General features: G+C 58.2%; 22 protein-coding genes and 1 tRNA gene. 4 read left to right on the top strand and 19 right to left on the bottom strand.

Translation table 11 applies throughout. From position 1 onward, the window contains the following. Positions 1–188: 188 nt before the first annotated feature. A complete protein-coding gene (locus GDH07_RS19115; protein WP_178124087.1) occupies positions 189–842 on the top strand; it encodes a TetR/AcrR family transcriptional regulator in 654 nt (217 codons plus the stop codon). Between the two features lie 374 nt (positions 843–1216). Then, positions 1217–2203: a 3-hydroxyacyl-CoA dehydrogenase NAD-binding domain-containing protein gene (locus GDH07_RS19110; RefSeq protein ID WP_152898528.1), complete on the top strand. Its 987-nt coding sequence runs from the start codon at positions 1217–1219 to the stop codon at positions 2201–2203. Positions 2204–3073: 870 nt separating this feature from the next. On the opposite strand, the gene GDH07_RS19105 is transcribed toward GDH07_RS19110, so the two are convergent. The 17 genes from GDH07_RS19105 to GDH07_RS19025 all read right to left on the bottom strand — a co-directional run bounded on the left by GDH07_RS19105 (position 3074) and on the right by GDH07_RS19025 (position 16271). Then, positions 3074–3149, bottom strand: a tRNA-Lys gene (locus GDH07_RS19105). A 63-nt stretch (positions 3150–3212) separates the two neighbouring features. Beyond that, entirely contained in the window at positions 3213–3914 is a 702-nt protein-coding gene (queC, locus tag GDH07_RS19100) for a 7-cyano-7-deazaguanine synthase QueC (RefSeq protein WP_152898527.1), read from the bottom strand. A gap of 1 nt (position 3915) precedes the next feature. Beyond that, complete coding sequence (queE, locus tag GDH07_RS19095; protein WP_031320383.1) at positions 3916–4563, bottom strand: 7-carboxy-7-deazaguanine synthase QueE; 648 nt, start codon at positions 4561–4563, stop codon at positions 3916–3918. A gap of 165 nt (positions 4564–4728) precedes the next feature. Then, positions 4729–5553, bottom strand: a complete 825-nt coding sequence (ybgF, locus tag GDH07_RS19090) for a tol-pal system protein YbgF (RefSeq protein WP_152898526.1) — start codon at positions 5551–5553, stop codon at positions 4729–4731. A 6-nt stretch (positions 5554–5559) separates the two neighbouring features. Beyond that, positions 5560–6057 carry a peptidoglycan-associated lipoprotein Pal gene (gene pal / locus GDH07_RS19085; protein WP_022640504.1) on the bottom strand — a complete coding sequence of 166 codons (498 nt, stop codon included), beginning with the start codon at positions 6055–6057 and terminating at the stop codon, positions 5560–5562. A 53-nt stretch (positions 6058–6110) separates the two neighbouring features. After that, positions 6111–7391 (bottom strand): Tol-Pal system beta propeller repeat protein TolB, encoded by a 1281-nt coding sequence (tolB, locus tag GDH07_RS19080; protein ID WP_152898525.1) that lies wholly within the window; start codon positions 7389–7391, stop codon positions 6111–6113. Between the two features lie 17 nt (positions 7392–7408). After that, on the bottom strand, positions 7409–8470 hold the full coding sequence (gene tolA, locus GDH07_RS19075; protein ID WP_152898524.1) for a cell envelope integrity protein TolA: 1062 nt from the start codon (positions 8468–8470) through the stop codon (positions 7409–7411). Then, entirely contained in the window at positions 8470–8922 is a 453-nt protein-coding gene (tolR, locus tag GDH07_RS19070) for a protein TolR (protein WP_022640507.1), read from the bottom strand. The genes tolA and tolR overlap by 1 nt, the downstream gene beginning before the upstream one ends. A gap of 13 nt (positions 8923–8935) precedes the next feature. Beyond that, positions 8936–9631: a protein TolQ gene (gene tolQ, locus GDH07_RS19065; RefSeq protein ID WP_022640508.1), complete on the bottom strand. Its 696-nt coding sequence runs from the start codon at positions 9629–9631 to the stop codon at positions 8936–8938. After that, positions 9621–10088 (bottom strand): tol-pal system-associated acyl-CoA thioesterase, encoded by a 468-nt coding sequence (gene ybgC, locus GDH07_RS19060; protein WP_022640509.1) that lies wholly within the window; start codon positions 10086–10088, stop codon positions 9621–9623. Before ybgC ends, tolQ begins: the two co-directional genes overlap by 11 nt. A 140-nt stretch (positions 10089–10228) precedes the next feature. Further along, the gene (ruvB, locus tag GDH07_RS19055) at positions 10229–11287 is read right to left on the bottom strand and encodes a Holliday junction branch migration DNA helicase RuvB (RefSeq protein WP_022640510.1); all 1059 of its coding nucleotides are present in this window, start codon (positions 11285–11287) and stop codon (positions 10229–10231) included. Continuing rightward, entirely contained in the window at positions 11288–11896 is a 609-nt protein-coding gene (ruvA, locus tag GDH07_RS19050; RefSeq protein WP_022640511.1) for a Holliday junction branch migration protein RuvA, read from the bottom strand. 114 nt (positions 11897–12010) lie between these two features. Next, positions 12011–12535, bottom strand: coding sequence for a crossover junction endodeoxyribonuclease RuvC (gene ruvC / locus GDH07_RS19045; protein WP_022640512.1), 525 nt, complete (start codon positions 12533–12535; stop codon positions 12011–12013). Between the two features lie 129 nt (positions 12536–12664). Next, on the bottom strand, positions 12665–13411 hold the full coding sequence (locus GDH07_RS19040; RefSeq protein ID WP_152898522.1) for a YebC/PmpR family DNA-binding transcriptional regulator: 747 nt from the start codon (positions 13409–13411) through the stop codon (positions 12665–12667). Between the two features lie 113 nt (positions 13412–13524). Continuing rightward, on the bottom strand, positions 13525–15300 hold the full coding sequence (gene aspS / locus GDH07_RS19035; protein ID WP_022640514.1) for an aspartate--tRNA ligase: 1776 nt from the start codon (positions 15298–15300) through the stop codon (positions 13525–13527). A gap of 95 nt (positions 15301–15395) precedes the next feature. Beyond that, positions 15396–15617: an FmdB family zinc ribbon protein gene (locus tag GDH07_RS19030; protein ID WP_010457489.1), complete on the bottom strand. Its 222-nt coding sequence runs from the start codon at positions 15615–15617 to the stop codon at positions 15396–15398. A 180-nt stretch (positions 15618–15797) separates the two neighbouring features. Next, a complete protein-coding gene (locus GDH07_RS19025) occupies positions 15798–16271 on the bottom strand; it encodes a Dps family protein (RefSeq protein WP_022640516.1) in 474 nt (157 codons plus the stop codon). A gap of 459 nt (positions 16272–16730) precedes the next feature. Here GDH07_RS19025 and GDH07_RS32725 point away from each other — a divergent pair, with 459 nt between their 5' ends. Next, positions 16731–17336 carry a cold-shock protein gene (locus GDH07_RS32725; RefSeq protein ID WP_022640517.1) on the top strand — a complete coding sequence of 202 codons (606 nt, stop codon included), beginning with the start codon at positions 16731–16733 and terminating at the stop codon, positions 17334–17336. 64 nt (positions 17337–17400) lie between these two features. On the opposite strand, the gene GDH07_RS19015 is transcribed toward GDH07_RS32725, so the two are convergent. Then, the gene (locus tag GDH07_RS19015; protein ID WP_152898521.1) at positions 17401–17607 is read right to left on the bottom strand and encodes a SlyX family protein; all 207 of its coding nucleotides are present in this window, start codon (positions 17605–17607) and stop codon (positions 17401–17403) included. Between the two features lie 3 nt (positions 17608–17610). Further along, the gene (locus GDH07_RS19010; RefSeq protein ID WP_085595241.1) at positions 17611–18036 is read right to left on the bottom strand and encodes an HIT family protein; all 426 of its coding nucleotides are present in this window, start codon (positions 18034–18036) and stop codon (positions 17611–17613) included. Positions 18037–18959: 923 nt separating this feature from the next. Between GDH07_RS19010 and GDH07_RS19005 the strand changes: the two genes are divergently transcribed. Further along, entirely contained in the window at positions 18960–20300 is a 1341-nt protein-coding gene (locus GDH07_RS19005; RefSeq protein WP_152898520.1) for an OprD family porin, read from the top strand. Positions 20301–20464: the final 164 nt, after the last annotated feature.

Below are 20464 nucleotides of genomic sequence, written 5' to 3'. Positions count from 1 at the left end.
GCTACACAATGAAGGTTACATAGTGTAGCTACCATTCGCAACCAAGACATATACCAAACCGGCTAGAGCCTAAGGCCCCACGGGAGATGTTCATTTAAGGTAAGTCACAAAGCGCTTTCGGCGTCTGAACCGACGACCTACACTATGAAACCTTCGGCATATAACCAATGAGTAGAGGTGAGCCCTTTATGAAATCGTCGTCTACCGTGCCCAAGGTCAGCGGGCATAAGCATGGTCGCGTCCCTCGCGCCATTCGGGAGCTACAAATTCTGGATATCGCCGAGCAGCAATTCATTGATCTCGGCTACGAATCCACCACAGTAGAAAGCGTTCGCCTAGCCGCTGGAGTAAGCCGACCCATCATCTACGACCACTACGGCTCCAAGGACAAGCTGTATCTCGCTTGCGTCAAGCGTGCGCGTCAACAATACGAAGAAAAGCTAATCGATCTTGCCAACTTGCAACTTTCACCGGTCGAGTCTTTAGCGCGTGGCGCGGATCTCTACCTGAGTATCATCGAAGAAAATCCAAAACGTTGGCAGGCGTTGTTTGGTGGCTCCCTGGTTCCGATGTCCGGAAAACTTGGCGATGAGTTGTCCAACGTACGCCACGGAACCGTTGAACTGCTTGCCCAGTTGATTCAGGCACAGGCACCCGACACAGACCCAGAACGAGTTGAGGCATTTGCACTTGCGGTATTTGCTGTTGGGGAAAACATGGGGCGCTGGTGGCTAAGGCATCCCGAAATACCGCGGTCGCGCGTGCTTTCACACAATCTCGCGTTCATCAGCAATGGTCTAAGCCAATTGGCAAATGACGAATTGCCATCGATTCAAGATTGATCAGAGCATTCCTCGCTACGGCATCTGGTGCGGCAAGGCTATGAGCTTGAAGTTGATTTACAGGCCGTTATTAATCTGAGTGACAAGCTCCATCATCCGACCTAGTGCGAGGGTTTGCGCTCATACAAGATCAGCCCCCCCAGCCCAAATGCCAACCGACGCGAACCCAATCTACCGCCATACACGCCGGATGAATGCCTTATGTCCTGATCTAGGGACTTCCGATAGGCCTCGTAAAGGTAAACCCGAAACAAGCCCGATTAAGCGGGGACTATGAAATCACAGTTACACTGTGTAGCCTTCTAAGCGTAGGCAATGAAACGCTAAGAACGGCTGGTCTCAACAAGAACTCGGGAAAAGGAAAGTGAGGCTGTATGCGCGATAAGGCTGCATGGAACAATTCTGTTCAGAGAGTCACGATCATCGGCTCCGGCGTCATCGGCACTTCTTGGGCAGCACTGTTCCTGGCTCACGACCTGCACGTCGTCGTACATGATGTTGATCCCACCTCTGAAGAACGACTGCGAAATGGCATCGACTCGATAAAGCCAACGCTCAAAGCGCTTGGACTAAAGACCACGAACCTGTATGAAAAACTGAGGTTCGATAAAGAGCTTTCAACAGCAGTTTCTCAAGCCGACCTCATACAAGAATGTGGACCAGATCGAGTAGCTTTCAAGCGAAATTTGTGGGCAGAGATTGAACGCTACGCCCCGGGAAGTACCATTTTTGTGTCATCCAGTTCAGGGATTACTACCAAGGTTCAGGCAGGTCTCCTCAGGGAGCCTGGCCGCTTGCTGATTGGGCATCCGTTCAACCCTCCGCACCTGGTACCTCTTGTGGAAGTTGTTCCGCATTCTGAAGCCTTGCCACAGCATGTTGAATGCCTAGTAAATTTTTACCGGGCTGTCGGTAAAACGCCTATTTGCCTGCGTAAAGAGATTCCTGGGTTTGCCGCCAACCGGTTACAGACAGCCCTGCTACGCGAGGCAATTCTTCTAGTCAAATTAGGCGTTGTATCAGTTGATGAGGTAGATGCAATCGTCACTAATTCGTTAGGGTTGCGCTGGGCTGTTGATGGTCCGTTTCGGTCATTGCACCTCGGAGGCGGGGCTGCGGGCTTCGAAGGTTACTTGAAGCAATTCTCAAGAGGTCTTCAACTATTGTGGCTGCACTCCGCACTTCATCCCTTCTACTTAGGCAAATCCTTGAAGGCGAAAATCCTAGATCAAATAAAAAGCTCATTTGGCAGGAGTAGTATTCAGAAACTAGAGGGAGAGCGAGATGAAAGGCAGCTAGCCGTATTGAATGCTTTGCATCCCAATAAAAAAGATCAACAAGAGAGCACTAGCCGTCACTGAAGGCCAACACCCCTCCCCCCTTTGTCATAGTCGAGCATGGTGTAACGCCCGCCAGCTAAAATCAGGCTACGGCGGTACACACACCGCTGCCCCACTGCTCGCTCCTACCGGGCGATAAAATTAAAGCCAGTGTCAATAGCGCTGGTCTGCACCGCCACTGTCTCCCCCAGCGCAGATTCACCTGCAGGTGGCGGACGATAATCACAGGGTGTACGAGGCATTCAGATAGCCTCTATTCCTCAATGAAAGCAGCGATCTGTTGCAGCTCATTTTTAAGTCCCAGCTCTACCAGAGGCCTGCTTCTGCCAAACAGTTGCTGGTACCGGCTGATACCGATCACGCCAGTCTGCCGCTAATTGGAAAAGTGCAATTTAAGCTACTGCGCTATGCCCCAAGCACGCAGCGTATCGCCCTCATACGGGTTCTCGGCACCCGCTAAAGTCTTTCGGCGCTCGTCAAAATACAGGAACTTTGGTCGCATGCTCTTATGTATACGCGCGACCGGGCACCACCTGTGCCTGGGCGAGGTGCGGGTAGTGTTCGGCGCCGTTATAGGCCATCGCTGGAATACCACTTCAGGAATGCCGGTATCGGCGGGATGAACTGTGCGCGCCTGATCGGCGCCGGACATCGGCAAGTCGATGTTTGCACAAGGATTAATGATACGAGCGTCGAGATGGAACAATCCCAGCTAAGGCGAAGCTGATTTGTTGACCGCTTGAACGAAAAAACCCACTGACCGGGACCGGCAGTGGGCTATTTCATATTGACATCATCTAGGAGCGCGCCTTTGGTTCGCTCCAGACGGCTGCAAGACTAGTAGACTGGCCCTTGCAAGCCCCTTCCTAGTACCGCATCCGACCTTGAATATGGTGGGTCGTGTAGGATTCGAACCTACGACCAATTGGTTAAAAGCCAACTGCTCTACCAACTGAGCTAACGACCCGCTGTGTGGTGGCGCGTATAATACTGATTTCTAACGATAATTCAACACCCTAGATGAAAAAAATCAAAAATAGGGTGTTGGATCGCTGACACCGGCTGCGCGGAAGCCATCGGCACGCAGGCGGCAGCTGTCGCATTTACCGCAGGCACGGCCCAGGTCATCCGCCTGGTAGCACGAGACAGTCAGCCCGTAATCGACTCCAAGGCGTACTCCGGCCTTGATGATGTCGGCCTTGCTGAGGTTCTGCAGGGGCGCCTTGATCCGAAAGCCCTGCCCTTCGACACCGGCCTTGGTCGCCAGGTTGGCCATGCGCTCGAAGGCCTCGACGAACTCGGGACGGCAATCCGGGTAGCCGGAGTAATCCACCGCATTGACCCCGATGAAGATATCCCGAGCCTCGAGAACTTCCGCCCAGCCCAGGGCCAGAGAAAGGAACACCGTATTGCGCGCTGGCACATAGGTGACAGGAATCCCTTCACCAGGTGCCTGCGGCACGTCGATAGAGCTATCGGTGAGGGCCGAGCCGCCAATGCCATCGAGGTTGAGGCCAATGACCTTGTGCTCCACCACTCCCAGGTCACGGGCCACTCGTTCGGCAGCCTGCAGCTCCGCGCGGTGGCGCTGGCCGTAGTCGAAGCTCATGGTGTAGCAGCTGTAGCCTTCAGCGCGAGCCATGGCGACCACGGTGGCCGAATCCAGGCCGCCGGAAAGGAGGATCACTGCACGTTTTTCAGGTACTGCTTGGTGTTCTGCTGGCTTGGTCATTTCAACGCCCCGGCTCGTCGTTCCAAAGATACTTGTGCAACTGCAACTGCAGGCGCACCGGCAAGTTGTCGGCAACAATCCAGTCAGCGAGTTCCCGTGCATCCAGGTCGTGATGACTTGGCGAAAACAGCACTTCACCGGCTCGTTGCTCGAGGCGGTACTGGATCAGCTTGGAGACCGCCCAGTCATAGTCCTCGCGAGAACAGATGACGAACTTGACCTGATCGTTGGCCGTCAGCAGCTCGATGTTCTCGTAACGATTGCGCTGGGCTTCCTTGGAGCCCGGGGTCTTGAGGTCCAGGACCCGGCTGACCCGTGGATCCACCGCCGAGATATCGAGGGCGCCACTGGTCTCCAGCGAAACCTCGTAGCCGGCATCGCACAACTGCTTGAGCAAAGGAATGGCGTTGGGTTGCGCCAGCGGCTCGCCACCGGTGACACAGACATAACGCGGACGGAATCCGGCAACCTGCTCGAGCAAGCTGTCGAGGGTACGTTGGGTGCCGCCGCTGAAGGCATAGGCACTGTCACAGTATTGGCAACGCAGCGGACAACCGGTCAGGCGCACGAAAACCGTAGGCAGCCCGGCAGTCCGAGTTTCCCCCTGCAACGAGTAGAAAACTTCGGTGATTCTCAATGTGTCTTGCATATTCGCCACGGGCGTAACAGCTAAACAGGCTGTCCGCCTCCATCAGGCACTTCAAGGAACCCCGTCAACGCGTAGATCCCAGGAAGCGTGTGTCATAAAAGGGCGCAGATTCTAACGAAAAAACCCGCGACAAGCGCGGGTTTCTTGTTACGGGCGCCAGCACACTTACATGCGCTGCAAATCCCGTTGAGCCAATTGTGCGGCGGAAGTCCCCGGATACTGGGCCACGACCTGCTGCAGGATGCCCTTGACCCGGTCGGTATGACCCAGGCGGCGTTCTACGTCAGCCAGCTTGTACAACGAATCCGGCACCTTGCCGTGCTTGGGATAGAGCTGGGAAACCTTGGCGAATGCCTGGCCAGCGCCTTGCAGGTCGCCCTTGGCCAGGTTCACTTCACCCAACCAGTACTGGGCATTACCAGCGTACTGGCTGTTGGGGTACTTGCGCAGGAATGCCGAGAAGGCCTGGCTGGCCTTGTCGAAATCCTTGGCTTTGATCAGGTCGAAGGCAGCATCGTAATAGAGCTTTTCCTTGGCCGGATCACCCGGTTCGCTACTGGCGGCAGGCGCTGGAGCAGCAGCTCCGGCTGCCGCACCGGCGGCACTGGCATTGCCAGCGGCGGAAGAATTCTCAGGAGTCGCGGCAGGTGCCACACCGCTTCCTATGCGCCGATCAAGATCCTGGTAACGCTCCAGGCTTTCTTGCTTCATGCGCGCTACATCATTTTGCAGAACTTCGATCACACCCTGTTGCCGTGCGATCTGCTCCTGCATTTGCTGCAGTTGCTGGAACAGCTCGCCCTGTGCCGAGACAGGGGTCGAAACCCCTCCCCCGGCATAGGCGCCGTTCGTGCCATAACCCGCTGGTGGATAACTGCTCCCGCTATTTCCATAGCCAGAGTTGCTATCGACCACAGGAACCGCAGACCACGCCGCGAGAGGCGTGAGACTGAGAGCCAAGATAGTTACAGCACGACGGCACGTTCGCATGACGAATTACTTACGCAGTTCGACGCGACGGTTTTGAGCCCAGGACTGCTCGTCGTGGCCAGTGGCAACTGGACGCTCTTTACCGTAGGAAACCAGCTCCAGCTGAGCTGGGGACACGCCCTGCAGTACCAGGTAGCGCTGAACGGCTTTCGCACGACGCTCGCCCAGAGCCATGTTGTACTCACGGGTACCACGTTCGTCGGTGTTGCCTTCCAGAACAACGCGAGCGCCGTTACCTTTCAGGTCCTTGGCGTGAACGTCCAGAGCGCGCATGGCTTCTGGCTTCAGATCCGAGCTGTCGTATTCGAAGTAGAAGGTGGTGATTGCGCGCAGAGCTGCTTCTTCGCTCAGGGAGCCATCAACAGCACCAGTGTTAGCGCCGTAACCAGCGTTTGGATCAACAGCGCCTTCACCAGCGTTGTCGCCGCCTTTGGAGGAGCAACCTACAGCCACAGCCATGGCCAGAGCCAGCGCAGCAAACTTACCAAACTTCAACATTTCCATCGTGAAACTCCTAATGAACCCCAGTGTGTTAAGTGAAACATTGTAGCGCCGCGTCAGTTCAGGTAAGGGGACCAGGACGGTTCTCTGACTTCGCCTTGAGCGGTAGGAAGCGGGAGCCTCACACGTCCATTAATGGACACGAGCATCAAGACTCCCCGGCCCTGCTGGCGGGTGGCGTAGATTACCATGGTGCCGTTGGGCGCAACAGTAGCTGACTCATCAAGGTTGGTATCTGTAAGGATTTTTACACTACCGCGCTGCAAATCTTGAGCAGCCACCCGGAAGTTGGTGAAACCATCCTGGCGGTGAATCATTACCAGGGTCTTTTCGTCAGCAGAAAGTTTCGGGTTGGCGTTGTAGTTACCAATAAAGGTCACACGCTCAGCGCCACCGCCGTTGACATTGCTTTTATATACTTGCGGCTTTCCACCCCGGTCGGAGGTGAAGTAGATAGTCGAACCATCCTTGCCCCAGAACGGCTCGGTATTGATGCCTGGGCCGCTGGTGACACGACTGATCTGGCGCGAAGCCATGTTCATCACATAGATGTCGGGGTTGCCATCCTTGGACAGCACGAACGCCAGGCGACTGCCGTCCGGCGACCAGGCTGGCGCACCGTTGAGGCCTTCGAAGTTGGTGATCTGCTCACGACGGCCAGTATCGATGTGCTGGACGAATATGCGCGGGCGCTTCTGCTCGAACGATACATAGGCGATACGCTTGCCATCGGGGGCGAAACGTGGCGACAGGATCGGCTCGCGGGATTGCAGCAGGGTCACAGCCCGGGCTCCGTCGTAGTCCGAACGCTGCAGGGTGTAGCGGGTGTTGTTGGTGGAGAAACGCTCCGCAGTCACGTACAGCAGGCGCGTGGAGAACGCACCCTTGATGCCGGTGAGTTTCTCGAAGGACTGGTCGGAGATGTAGTGCGACATGTCCCGCAGTTGGTCAACCCCACCAGAGACACTGCCGGTCAGGACCTGCTGCTCGGTGGCGACGTTGAACAGTGCGTACTGCACCTGCAGGCGACCGCCGGCCGGCACAATGCTGCCGACCATCACGTACTGGGCGCCCAGGGCCTTCCAGTCACGGAAGATGACTTCGCTGGCCTGGGTCGGCAAGCTGATCATGTTCTGCTTGGGAATCGGCGCGTAGTAACCCGAGTTGCGCAGGTCATCGCCGATGATCTGCGCCATGTCGTCCGGCAGGACGCTACCGCCCTGCCAGCCGAACGGAACCACCGCGATCGGCGTCGCCCGGTCACTGCCACTGGTGACCAGAATGTTTTTTTCATCCGCCGCCGCTATCCCTGCCATGCAGCAAATAACGACAAGCATTCCTCGAAGAAGGTTTCTCACAAGGCTAGGTCCTCAGGTGTGAATGTCATCTTGAATGAACGATAGGGAGCGAAGTCCTTCGGACTCAGACCCTGCATTTCTGTCAAACGTCCAATGTTCTTGACTGCCGCTACCGCCGAAGCGTCGAACGGACCGTCACCACTGGACTTGATCACGCTGACCGTGGTCACCGTACCATCTGGCAACATGCCAATCCGCAGTTCCACCGTCATGCCCTTGCGCGCCGAAGGAGGACGAGCCCAGCCTTCCGCCGCACGAATACGAATCAGGTCATCGAAACTGCCTGCGACACTGTCACCTACCTCATCCGATTTCGTGGCTTCACGCTCCGGCTTATCGGAAAGCAAGTCCGCCAGGGCCTGGGCCTTTTTCTCTTCGGCAGATTTGCGCGCTGCTTCCTGGGCCTTTTTCTTCGCGGCGTCGGCGGCAGCTTTCTTCTTCGCATCCTCGGCGATCTTTTTCTTCGCCTCTTCAGCTTCGGCTTTCTTCTTGGCGTCTTCCGCGGCTTTCTTCTTCGCGTCTTCGACGATTTTCTTCTTCGCTTCTTCAGCGGCCTTTTTCTTGGCCTCTTCTTCAGCAGCTTTCTTGGCTTCTTCCTCGGCCTTTTTCTTGGCTACATCGGCCAGTTGCTTCTCTTCGGCCTTTTTCGCTTCAGCGGCTTTCTTGGCTTCATCAGCCTTCTTCGCCTCATCGGCTTTCTTGGCCTCGTCAGCCTTTTTCGCTTCCGCGGCTTTTTGGGCAGCCTCTTCTTTCTTTTGTTCCGCGGCCTTGATCTCTTCCTGCTCGACCTTCTTCTGCTCCAACTGCTCGGCTTCGGTCTGGCGCGCGGCGGATTTCTTCGCCTCACCCGCAATCTTGTGATTGGTCTGGGTGGTCGCCGGACTCTTCGATTTCAGCTGGTACAGGGTCGCCTGGACGATCGGCTTGGCCGGTGGCAACTCTGGAGTCATGGCAAAGCTGACGAACAGCATGCCGAACACCAGAACGTGCAGGGCGATCGCCCAGACACTAGGCCAGAAGTAGCTTTCCGAAGCGGACGGCTCTCGCTGTTGCTGCATCAGGGCGCCTCGGTAATCAGGCCAACGTTGCCGACGCCGGCTTTTTGCAGGCCGCCCATGGCACCCATCACGGCGCCGTAGTCGACGGATTTATCGCCGCGAATGAACACCTGGGTGTGCTTGCCGCCTTCGTTGCCGGCACGGATGATCTTGGTCACCGCGTCGGTCATCTGCGGCAAGGTCATTGCCTTGTCCTGTTGCTTGTCGGTATCGACTTCGCTGCCAAGGTTCCAGTAGTAGGTCTTGTCAGCCTTGATCGAGATGGTCAGCACCTGGGTGTTGTTGTCCTGGGGCAAGGCTTCGCTGGAAACCTTGGGCAGGTCGACTTTCACACCCTGGTTGAGCATCGGCGCGGTCACCATGAAGATGACCAGCAGTACCAACATCACGTCGATGTAGGGCACTACGTTCATCTCGGCAACCGGCTTGCGTTTGTGGCGAACTCGGGCCATTGGGTTTACCTGCTCACTCTTCGCTGGTGTGCACTTTACGGTGCAGGATCGCCTGGAACTCGTCGGCGAAGGTGTAGTAGCGGCTGATCAGCGTCTCGCCGCGAGCGGAGAAACGGTTGTAGGCGATCACCGCCGGGATGGCCGCAAACAGGCCGATGGCAGTCGCTACCAGCGCTTCGGCGATGCCCGGGGCGACAGTGGCCAAGGTCGCTTGCTGGGCGGAAGCCAGGCCACGGAAGGAGTTCATGATCCCCCATACAGTACCGAACAGACCGATGTATGGGCTGACCGAGCCGACGGTAGCGAGAAACGGCAGGCTCTGCTCGAGCTTCTCTTCCTCGCGAGAGATGGCTACGCGCATGGCCCGGGCCACGCCTTCCATCACCGCCTCGGGTTCGACACCCGGCTGCTGGCGCAGGCGGGAGAATTCCTTGAAGCCGGCACGGAAGATCTGCTCGACGCCAGAGTCCGGATCAGGATTGCTACCCGCCTGGCGATACAACTTGGACAGGTCGATACCGGACCAGAAGCGCTCCTCGAAGCTCTCCAGGGCACGTCGACCGGCGCGCAGCAGGTTGCTGCGCTGAAAGATCATGATCCATGAAGTCACCGATGCGGCTACCAGGGTCAGCATTACCAACTGCACTACAACGCTGGCATTGCTGACCAGGCTCCACATGGAGGAATGGTCGACGACGTTAGCTTCCACGCTTTATCTCCTGCTCTGAGTGTGTACCCGCGCTGCCCTCGTCGGCGAAGGCCGTACGCAGGGCGTCTGGAATGGCGCGGGGTTTGAAATTGTCGGCGCGTACACAGGCCACCAGGAACTGCCCCTCGCAGAGCAGCACATGATCCGAGGACCGCCTGACCTGCTGGGTGAATCGCAGGCTGGCCCGGTTCAGCTCGGTGACTTGGGCACTGATCAGAAGCTCGTCGTCCAGCCGCGCCGGCGCGTGGTAACGCGCTTCGCTGGAATGCACGACAAACAACAGGTTCTCCCCCACCAGCTGCGATTGGGCAAAGCCCAGGTGTCGTAGCCGTTCGGTTCGAGCCCGCTCCATAAACTTAAGGTAATTGACGTAATACACGATGCCGCCGGCATCGGTGTCCTCGTAATAAACGCGACAACGATGTGCGAACGGCTCAAGCCCGTTTTGCGCGCGCATACTCTAGTGCTTACTCCTCGGGTTGCCAATCCGGCCAGGCAACTGTTTTTTCATTCTTGGACGACTTTTGCTGAAGTTTCGACGGAGCCAGCCCCTAGGACAGCACAAACTCCGAATAAGTCGACGAAAAGTGTGTCCGATCAATCGTCCACGGCATCGAGAAACTCGTCTACCACGGGCGCTTCTGCCAATCGTGACGGAATGTTTAGCCCGAAATGCAGGTAAGCATGCCGGGTCACCACCCGACCACGCGGGGTCCGCATGATGTAGCCCTGCTGGATCAGGTACGGCTCCAGCACGTCCTCGATGGTATGGCGCTCTTCGCTGATCGCGGCGGCCAGGCTGTCGACCCCCACCGGCCCGCCATCGAACTTCTCGATCATGGTCAACAATAGACGCCGGTCCTGATGGTCGAAGCCACGCTCGTCGACATCCAGCAGGTTCAGCGCCAGGTCGGCCACCGCCTTGGTGATATGCCCCTTGGCTCGCACCTCGGCGAAGTCGCGCACCCGGCGCAGCAGGCGGTTGGCGATCCGCGGTGTGCCCCGCGCCCGACGCGCCACTTCGATGGCGCCGTCCGGGTCCAGCGGCAAGCCGAGGATGCTGGCGGAACGACTGACGATGGTCGCCAGGTCCGTGATGCTATAGAACTCCAGGCGCTGGACGATACCGAAGCGGTCCCGCAGCGGGTTGGTCAGCATCCCGGCCCGCGTGGTAGCACCGACCAGGGTGAAGGGCGGCAGGTCGAGCTTGATCGAACGCGCCGCCGGACCCTCGCCGATCATGATGTCGAGCTGGAAATCCTCCATCGCCGGATACAGCACTTCCTCGACGATCGGCGACAGGCGATGGATCTCGTCGATGAACAGCACGTCATGGGGTTCGAGATTGGTCAACAACGCCGCCAGGTCACCGGGACGCTCCAGCACCGGCCCGGAGGTGCTCTTGATCGAGACGCCCATCTCCTGGGCGATGATGTTGGCCAGGGTGGTCTTGCCCAGCCCTGGCGGACCGAAGATCAGGGTATGGTCCAGGGATTCGTTGCGCCCGCGGGCGGCCTGGATGAACAGTTCCATCTGCTCGCGCACGCCGGGCTGGCCGATGTAGTCGGCCAGGCTGACCGGACGAATCGCCCGGTCCTGGATTTCTTCGCGCTCACGGGGGCCCGTGGCGGCGATCAGACGATCAGCTTCTATCACTTAGATCATTCCCTTCAGGGCCCGGCGGATCATTTCTTCGCTGCTCAAGCCTTTCTCTTTGATCGCGGACACTGCCTTGCTGGCCTCCTGCGGCTTGTAGCCCAGGGAAATCAGCGCACTGACCGCGTCCGATTCAGCACTGGCCACCGGCATCGGCGCATCCGGCTGGTTCGGTACCAGGGCGAACATGCTCGGGACCGCCTCCCAGGCCTTGAAACGGTCCTTGAGTTCCACCAGCAGGCGCTCGGCGGTCTTCTTGCCGACCCCTGGCACCTTGGTCAGGGCCGAGGTGTCCTGGGCCTGCACGCTGCGCACCAGTTCATCCACCTCGAGACTGGACATCAGGGCCAGTGCCAGTTTCGGCCCCACGCCATTGAGACGGATCAACTCGCGGAAAAAGTCTCGCTCGCGCTTGCTGGCGAAGCCGTAGAGTAACTGCGCGTCTTCGCGCACGACCAAATGAGTGTGCAAGGTCAGTGGTTCGCCGACCGACGGCAAGCGGTACAGGGTGGTCATGGGCACTTCGACTTCATATCCCAACCCATTGACATCAAGAATCAGGTGCGGCGGCTGTTTTTCAGCCAAGGTGCCGCGCAAGCGTCCAATCACGTTCGAATCCTTAAGGCGATGGCCAGCGTTCGCTGGCGACTCACTGAGCAGGCATCCGGGCCGGGCACTCTGGCGCCACGATGCTCCACTCTTGAAATGACTGCGCCGATGCTATCAGAGACGCAAGCGGCCGCCACGACTGCGTGCCGTCCCCAAGCCGTGGGGTAACAGGCTGGAGCGGGTATGGGAATGACAGATGGCGATGGCCAAGGCGTCCGAGGCGTCGATCTGCGGCTTGGCGGTCAGCTTGAGCAGATGCATCACCATCATCTGCACTTGCTCCTTGTTGGCGCCACCGGTGCCGGCGACGGCCTGCTTGACCTGGGTAGCGGTGTACTCGGCGATCTCCAGGCCCTCCTCGGCCGCAGCCACTATGGCCGCGCCCCGTGCCTGCCCGAGCTTCAGCGCCGAATCGGCATTACGCGCCATGAACACCTTCTCGATACCCATGGTCACCGGCCCGTAGGTCTGGATCACCTCGCGCACCCCGCGATAGACGATCTGCAAACGCTCATGCAGTTCGCCGGCGCCAGTGCGAATGCACCCCGAGGCCACATACACGCAACCGCGCCCGGTGTCGCGAACCACGCCATAACCGGTGATGCGCGAACCGGGGTCGATGCCAAGAATAAGAGTCATAACGCCTGCTGCTGGAGTGAAAAGGCCTGCCGGGGATGACCGGGATAGCGAAAAGAGCGAAGCCGGAAGCGCCCTGCCGCACAATCATCGCGGCGTTGCGCATCCGGCTTCAAGGTCGGTGCAGTCGAATCAGCCCAACTGGGCAGCAACCGACTCTGGAATATCCGCGTTGGAATAGACGTTCTGCACATCATCCAGGTCTTCCAGCATGTCGATCAGCTTCAAGACCTTCTCCGCGCCGTCCAGGTCCAGCTCGGCACTGGTGGTCGGCAACATGACGATCTCCGCATCCGCCGCCTTGAAGCCCGCAGCTTCCAGGGCATTGCGCACGCCATAGAAACCGGCGAAGGAAGTGAATACGTCGACCGAGCCGTCTTCGTTGCTCACTACGTCGTCGGCATCGGCCTCCATCGCCGCTTCCATCAGCCCATCTTCGTCGACACCTTCGGCAAAGCTCAGCTGGCCCTTGCGCTCGAACAGATAAGCCACCGAACCGTCGGTGCCCAGGTTGCCGCCACACTTGCTGAAGGCATGACGAACCGCCGCCGCGGTGCGGTTGCGGTTATCGGTCATGCATTCGACCATCACTGCCACGCCGTTGGGACCGTAGCCCTCGTAGGTCAGCTCGACCACGTCGTCGCTGCCGGCAGCACCGGTACCGCGGGCGATAGCCCGATCGATGATGTCACGGCTCATGTTGGCGCCCAGGGCCTTGTCCAGGGCCAGGCGCAGGCGTGGGTTGGAACCGGGCTCACCACCACCCTGGCGGGCTGCGACGGTCAGCTCACGAATCCATTTGGTGAAGATCTTGCCTCTCTTGGCATCCTGACGCTCTTTGCGGTGCTTGATGTTCGCCCACTTGGAATGACCGGCCATAATTTGCTCCAAATTCTCCTTGAAACCTTACCAGCGCTGCCATCAGGCAGGCGGATAACAAAAACTCGCCCCATAGAAAAAGCGCACCCGAAGGTGCGCCTTGTCGGGCCAGCTTACTCAGCCTTTGGCTGTTCGCGCAGACGGATGTGCAGCTCGCGCAGAGCCTTGGCATCCACCGCACCCGGCGCTTCGGTCATGACACAGGCCGCGCTCTGGGTTTTCGGGAAGGCGATCACTTCACGAATCGATTGCGCGCCGGTCATCAGCATCACCAGGCGATCCAGGCCGAAGGCCAGGCCGCCATGGGGTGGCGCGCCGTACTTGAGGGCGTCCAGCAGGAAGCCGAACTTCTCTTCCTGCTCCGCTTCCTGGATGCCCAGCAGACGGAATACCGCTTGCTGCATTTCCTTGCGATGGATACGGATCGAACCGCCACCCAGCTCAGTGCCGTTGAGCACCATGTCATAGGCACGGGACAGGGCCTCGGACGGGTTGGCCTCAAGCTCGGCTGGCGAGCACTTGGGCGCGGTGAACGGGTGGTGCACGGCGCTGACGCTACCGTCGTCATTCTCTTCGAACATCGGGAAGTCGATGACCCACAGTGGAGCCCAGTCGCTGGTCAGCAGGTTCAGGTCGTTGCCGACCTTGATCCGCAGCGCGCCCAGGGCTTCGCTGACGATCTTGGCCTTGTCGGCACCGAAGAACACGATGTCGCCATCGACCGCGCCAACGCGATCGAGGATCACGTTCAGGCTGGCTTCAGGAATGTTCTTGACGATCGGCGACTGCAGGCCTTCGACGCCCTTGGCGCGCTCGTTGACCTTGATGTAAGCCAGGCCCTTGGCACCGTAGATGCCGACGAACTTGGTGTAGTCGTCGATCTTGCTGCGCGGCATGCTCGCCCCGCCAGGAACGCGCAAGGCCGCCACACGGCACTTCGGATCGTTGGCCGGACCACTGAATACCTTGAATTCCACGTCCTTGAGCTGGTCGGCCACGTCCACCAGTTCCAGCGGGATACGCAGGTCCGGCTTGTCGGAACCATAGCGACGCATGGCTTCGTGCCAGGTCATGTGCGGGAACTCGCCGAATTCCACATCCAGCACTTCCTTGAACAGGTTGCGGATCATGCCCTCGGTGAGGCCCATGATGTCCTGTTCGTTGAGGAAGCTGGTCTCGATGTCGATCTGAGTGAACTCAGGCTGACGATCGGCACGCAGGTCTTCGTCGCGGAAGCACTTGGCGATCTGGTAGTAGCGGTCGAAGCCGGCCACCATCAACAGCTGCTTGAACTGCTGCGGCGATTGCGGCAGGGCGAAGAAGTTGCCGGCGTGGGTACGGCTTGGCACCAGGTAGTCGCGGGCACCTTCAGGGGTGGCGCGAGTCAGGATCGGCGTCTCGACGTCGAGGAAGCCGTTCTCGTCGAGGTAGCGACGCACGCTGCTGGTGATCCGCGAGCGCAGGCGCAGCTTCTCGGCCATTTCTGGACGACGCAGGTCGATATAGCGATAGCGCAGGCGCGTCTCTTCGCCTACGTCGGTGTATTCGTTGAGTGGGAACGGCGGGGTTTCCGCGTCGTTCAGCACTTCCAGCTCGTAACCCAGGACCTCGATCATGCCCGAGGCCATGTTGGCGTTGCCGGCACCGGCCGGACGCAGGCGAACCTTGCCGGTGACCTTGACCACGTATTCGCTGCGCACGCGGTCGGCGGTTGCGAAGGTTTCAGCGCGGTCCGGATCGAACACCACCTGGGCCAGGCCTTCACGATCACGGATATCGAGGAAGATCACCCCGCCGTGGTCACGACGACGGTGGACCCATCCGCAAAGGGTTACTTCCTGACCTTCCAGGCTTTCGTTCAGTTGGCCGCAATAATGGCTGCGCATCATGGTAGTGGTTTCACTTCTCGTAATTCGAAATTCGATGGAGGCCTTGCGCCCCACTTGGGGCCGGATAGTGCAAGAACTCGCGCGTGTCGTTCAACTTAGTCAGCTTTGTCGCCACCGGCCAGGTTCTTCTTCGAGCCGGTCTTGAAGTCGGTTTCATACCAGCCGGTGCCGCTCAGGCGAAAACCGGGCATGGACAGCATCTTTTTCAGTTCAGGTGCCTGGCAGGCAGGGCAGTCGACCAGCGGCGCAGCGCTGATCTTCTGAATGGCTTCCAACTGATGACCACAGGAAGCGCATTGGTAGTCGTACATCGGCATGGGGCGTCTCGGCAATCAGGTTACTGCTTGAACTACAGCCAGAGCCCACGCCAAAGCTCGGGCTACGTAGCAAAGAGCGGGATTATATCCATTAAATCGGCCCTGTGCAGCCGTATGCCCCATAACCGATGCGCCTTGCAGATACGGATGACGCGCAAGGCGCCATCCGTAGCGGAGGGCTTAACGGTTTTCCAGCAGCGAACGCAGCATCCAGGCGGTTTTCTCATGCACCTGCATGCGCTGGGTCAGCAAGTCCGCCGTGGGTTCGTCGCTGACCTTGTCCAACAGCGGGAAGATACCCCGGGCGGTGCGGGTCACCGCTTCCTGGCCACTGACCAGCTGCTTGATCATTTCCTCGGCTGCCGGCACACCTTCTTCCTCTTTGATCGAGGACAGCCTGGCGTAGATGGAATAGGCACCTGGAGCCGGGAAGCCCAGGGCACGGATGCGTTCGGCGATCAGGTCGACCGCCAGGGCCAGTTCGTTGTACTGCTCCTCGAACATCAGGTGCAGGGTGCGAAACTGAGGGCCAGTGACGTTCCAGTGAAAGTTATGGGTCTTGAGGTACAACACGTAGGTATCCGATAGCAGACGGGAAAGTCCGTCAACGATGGATTTACGATCCGCTTCGCTGATACCGATATCAATTGCCATGTTTCTCTCCGTTAACCAGATGAATTCACCCAATCGCTGCCGGACCACTCTAGCAAGAGCATCGCCCCTGCGCCGGCTTCTGTCCCCCGACCGGCCTGCGGTGGATTGTCCCGTGGCCAGCCGGCCCCTCAGACGCTGGGCTCGAGCCTGTTCTGACCACGGGGAAAACCCCACGTTCCTTGGAAAACCCGCCAACACCTGTCTAGCACAGACCTTTGCCCGATGCTCCGAATCACCATCGTCCACGATGGGGTTGCCCCCCTCTTGCCAGCCAGCGCCGGTGATTTGAGAAGGCCTGGGCTTTGCGGTTAAATAGAGCCCGTGTCGTTGTTGCCTATTTCTTCGGCCAACGCGCATAGGCTGACACCGCGCATGTACCCGCCTTAACCTTTTTTTTCCAAAGCGAACCGTGCGCGATCAGCTCTTCCTTGTGCTACTTCTTAACGTGAGTTAATCAAAATGTTGAAAATCGTCCACCTGCTGACAGGCCTTGCAGCCTTGCTGCTGTCCTTGATTCCGAGTCTGAGATCTGACGCGGTTCCCTACCTGCAACAACCCGATGCTCTTTACCTGGCCATTTTCGGCCTGCTCAACCTGGCCCTGGCTCCAGTTGCTCCCCACTGGAACAAAGGTCCGCGCCAGCACCTGCAGAACCTGGTCAGCGCCCTGCTGGTCCTGGTCGTTGTCCTGCAAACCCTCACCCTGCTGGCTCCCATGCCGGTGATCGGCGGTCAACCTGCGGTCCTGGTCAGCCTGCTGACCGCATTGATCGCCGTGGCTCTGCACCTAGCCGTGAGCTTCTACAAATCGTCACCAGCCGCCGCTGCTTCACCTGCCTATGACATGAGCAATCGCGATACCGGCACCGTGAAGTGGTTCAACACCTCCAAAGGCTTCGGTTTTATCTCCCGGGACTCCGGCGATGATATTTTCGTGCACTTTCGCGCCATTCGTGGCGAAGGCCATCGTGTCCTGGTCGAAGGCCAGCGCGTGGAGTTCTCGGTGATGAACCGCGACAAGGGCCTGCAAGCCGAGGACGTGATCGCTGCTCTGCCGCGCCGCTGATCGCCTCGCTGCATAAAAAAACCGCGCCAAGAGGCGCGGTTTTTTTTGCTCTGCAGTTCCCCCCTCAATAGTGGGGAGGCGGGGCGTCTTCTTCGAAGGAGTCGAACTGACCGACCATCTCCTCCTGGCGCTTGAGCATGGCGGTCATCTGCAGTTGCAGGCGCTCCAGCAACTTGTGCTGCGCCACCAGCTCATCATTGAGGGCCTGGATGGTGTCATCCTGAAATGCCAGGCGACTTTCCAGATCGGTTACCCGCGCTTCCAGACTCATGGTTCAGCCCTCCAGAAAGCGAAAATCATCGGTCAGCACCAACCGCAAGCGCTCGCGGATCTGTGCAACCTGCTCTGCACTGTAAGGTTTGGCCGGTTGCTTGCCCCATACCGGTGCAGGCCAGGCTGCATCGTCGCGCTTGCGCACGATCACATGCATGTGCAGTTGGCTGACCACGTTGCCCAGCGTCGCTACGTTCAACTTGTCGGCATCGAAGGAGTCCTTCAGCACTTCGGCCAGCGCTGTGGTTTCTCGCCACAACTGTTGCTGATCGGTGACATCCAGTTGAAACAACTCGCTGATATCTTCGCGACGCGGCACCAGGATGAACCAGGGGTAGTTTGCATCATTGGACAGCAGCAGCCGGCAAAGGGGGAAATCCCCGATGGCTAATGTGTCTTGCTGCAATCGTGAATCTAAAGTGAACACCGCGCTTGCTCCCGCTCAGCCCATTACAGCCTGGCCGTCCAGTATTACTGACACCTGCCAGGCGACAGAGGCGCAGCATACCTGCGAATGCCTCGCGCTTCATGAGCAATGAGCCTGCGCCCCTCCCCCCCACTTGGCAAGGAGCCACAGCATGCAACCCACTGCGCCCCAAGGCAGGACACTTTCCGAAGCCCCGCACCAATTGCCTACAAAACGTCAGAAGTGTTCGAAAGATGACCAGGCAAGCCCTTGATGTTTCTCGTTCTTTGCGCGCCAGTGCACATGGGACTCGCACCGCATTTCGTCGGCCTTGCACCAAAACCGCACAAAGGGTCTACGCTGAGTACCCCAAGCATCCGCCGTTTACTCACTTTGCAGTGTGCAGCGGTAACATTTTGCAAAGCTGTGCAACTTATTGCACACCCCTGCACCATGGGTGCAGCCACGTCAAGCCAAACGAAAAGCCAGCGGAAACAGTGGTTTTATGCGGTTTTTACAGGCTCATGTGACGCCTGGAACAAAAATCGTCGAACAAAATGGATTTGTGCACGCTTGTTGCATTCAGCCCGGAACCGTCTGCGATGGCTCACAGGAAGTGAGAGCTTACAGACTCATGATAATAGTGGCAGGGCTGCCCCAAAGTACTTTTAAAGTGTTTGCATCGGGGCCTTCACGGCCTCCTTACATCCTCTCGAAAAGTACTATTAAAGTTGTAGGACCGGATACATTCCGGCCAAACAATTGCGACACCGATCGAGCAATTTGCGACAGCCTCGTAAAGAAGGTGCAAGGATAGATAGGCAAGTATCGCCAATATTGTCAGCGTGATATAAGTTTGCGCCGACACAAAAAGAAAGAGCCGCCCAGATAAAAATACAGGTGGGACGGTAATAGTCTTCTAAAAACCAAAGGAGCAAATCACGATGCGCGTGATGAAGTGGAGCATGATCGCCCTGGCTGTATCCGCAGGGACCTCGCAGTTCGCAATCGCGTCCTCCCAGGACGATTCCAAGGGCTTTATCGAAGATAGCACCCTGACTGCGAAAACCCGTGCGCTTTACATGAACCGGGACTACAAAGATGGCGTGGGTAACGTGCGTCGCGGTAACGGCACCTACACCACCGGTACCGACGATAGGACTAGCGGCTACCGCCAGGACACGGGCGTCAGCGAGCTGATCAACTATCAGTCGGGCTTCACCCAGGGCACCGTCGGCTTCGGTATCGATGCCATGGCCATGGGCAGCGTGAAGCTGGATGGCGGCTCGGGCCGTGCCGGCAACGGTCTCTTCGCCACCAATGGTTCCGGCGAGCCGGAGAACACCCAATCCAAACTGGGTGCGGCAGCCAAGTTCCGCATCTCCGATACAGTCCTGAAGTACGGCAACCAAGTCGTGTCCAGCCCGGTCTTCACCACTGACGACGGCCGTCTGCTGCCTGAAGTCGCCACCGGCACCCTGATCACCAGCAACGAAATCAAGGGGCTGGAACTGAGCGCTGGTCGCTTTACCGCCTTGAGCGCACAAACAGGCATGGGCCGTGACAGCATCAATGGCCGGAGCCGTGTCACCGGCAAGCAGAACCCGGGATTGAGCGCAGCGAATATCGCCGGCGCTACTTACTCGGGCCTTGAGAACTTCATTTTCTCGGTGCATGCGTCCGACGTCGAAGACTACTGGAAGAAGCAGTACCTCAACGTCAACTACACCTTGCCGATCAGCGAGAAACAATCGTTGAACCTTGATTTCAACGGCTACCGCAGCAAGGACGATGGCAAGAAACTCGGTGGTGCCCTGGACAACCGGGTCTGGAGCCTGGCAGCGGCTTACAGCATCGAAGCCCACAAATTCACCATCGCCTACCAGCAGTCCAGCGGCAAAACCGGCTATAGCTACGGTGTCGATGGTGGTGGCACCGTATATGTCGCCAACTCCGTGCAGATCTCCGACTTCGTTGGCGAAGACGAGCGTTCCTGGCAGGCTCGTTACGACCTGAACATGGCCTCCTTCGGCGTACCAGGCCTGAGCTTCATGACTCGCTACGTTCGCGGCAGCAACGTAACCGTCGCCGACTCCAACGATGGCAAAGAGCATGAATGGGATATTGAGGCCAAGTACGTGCTTCAAGAAGGTCCGGCCAAGGACCTGTCCTTCCGTCTGCGTAACGCGATCTATCGTGGCACCAACAGCGATTATCGCGCGACCAACTACGACAACCTGAACGATCTGCGCCTTATCGTCGAGTACCCTCTGAGCATCTTGTAATCCCGATATCCGGCTAATTAAGCCAACGCTCGATATCAATAAAAACCGCCGCACTGAAATAGCGCGGCGGTTTTTTATACCTACGAAAAGTACCAACCAGAATACGCAAACAAATAGCAAGCTAACTAATAAACCGTCTATCGCTAGTTGATACTCATCAACCA

The organism is Pseudomonas piscis, assembly GCF_009380155.1.
GTDB lineage: Bacteria > Pseudomonadota > Gammaproteobacteria > Pseudomonadales > Pseudomonadaceae > Aquipseudomonas > Aquipseudomonas piscis.
This window is presented reverse-complemented; position numbering and strand designations above follow the sequence as displayed.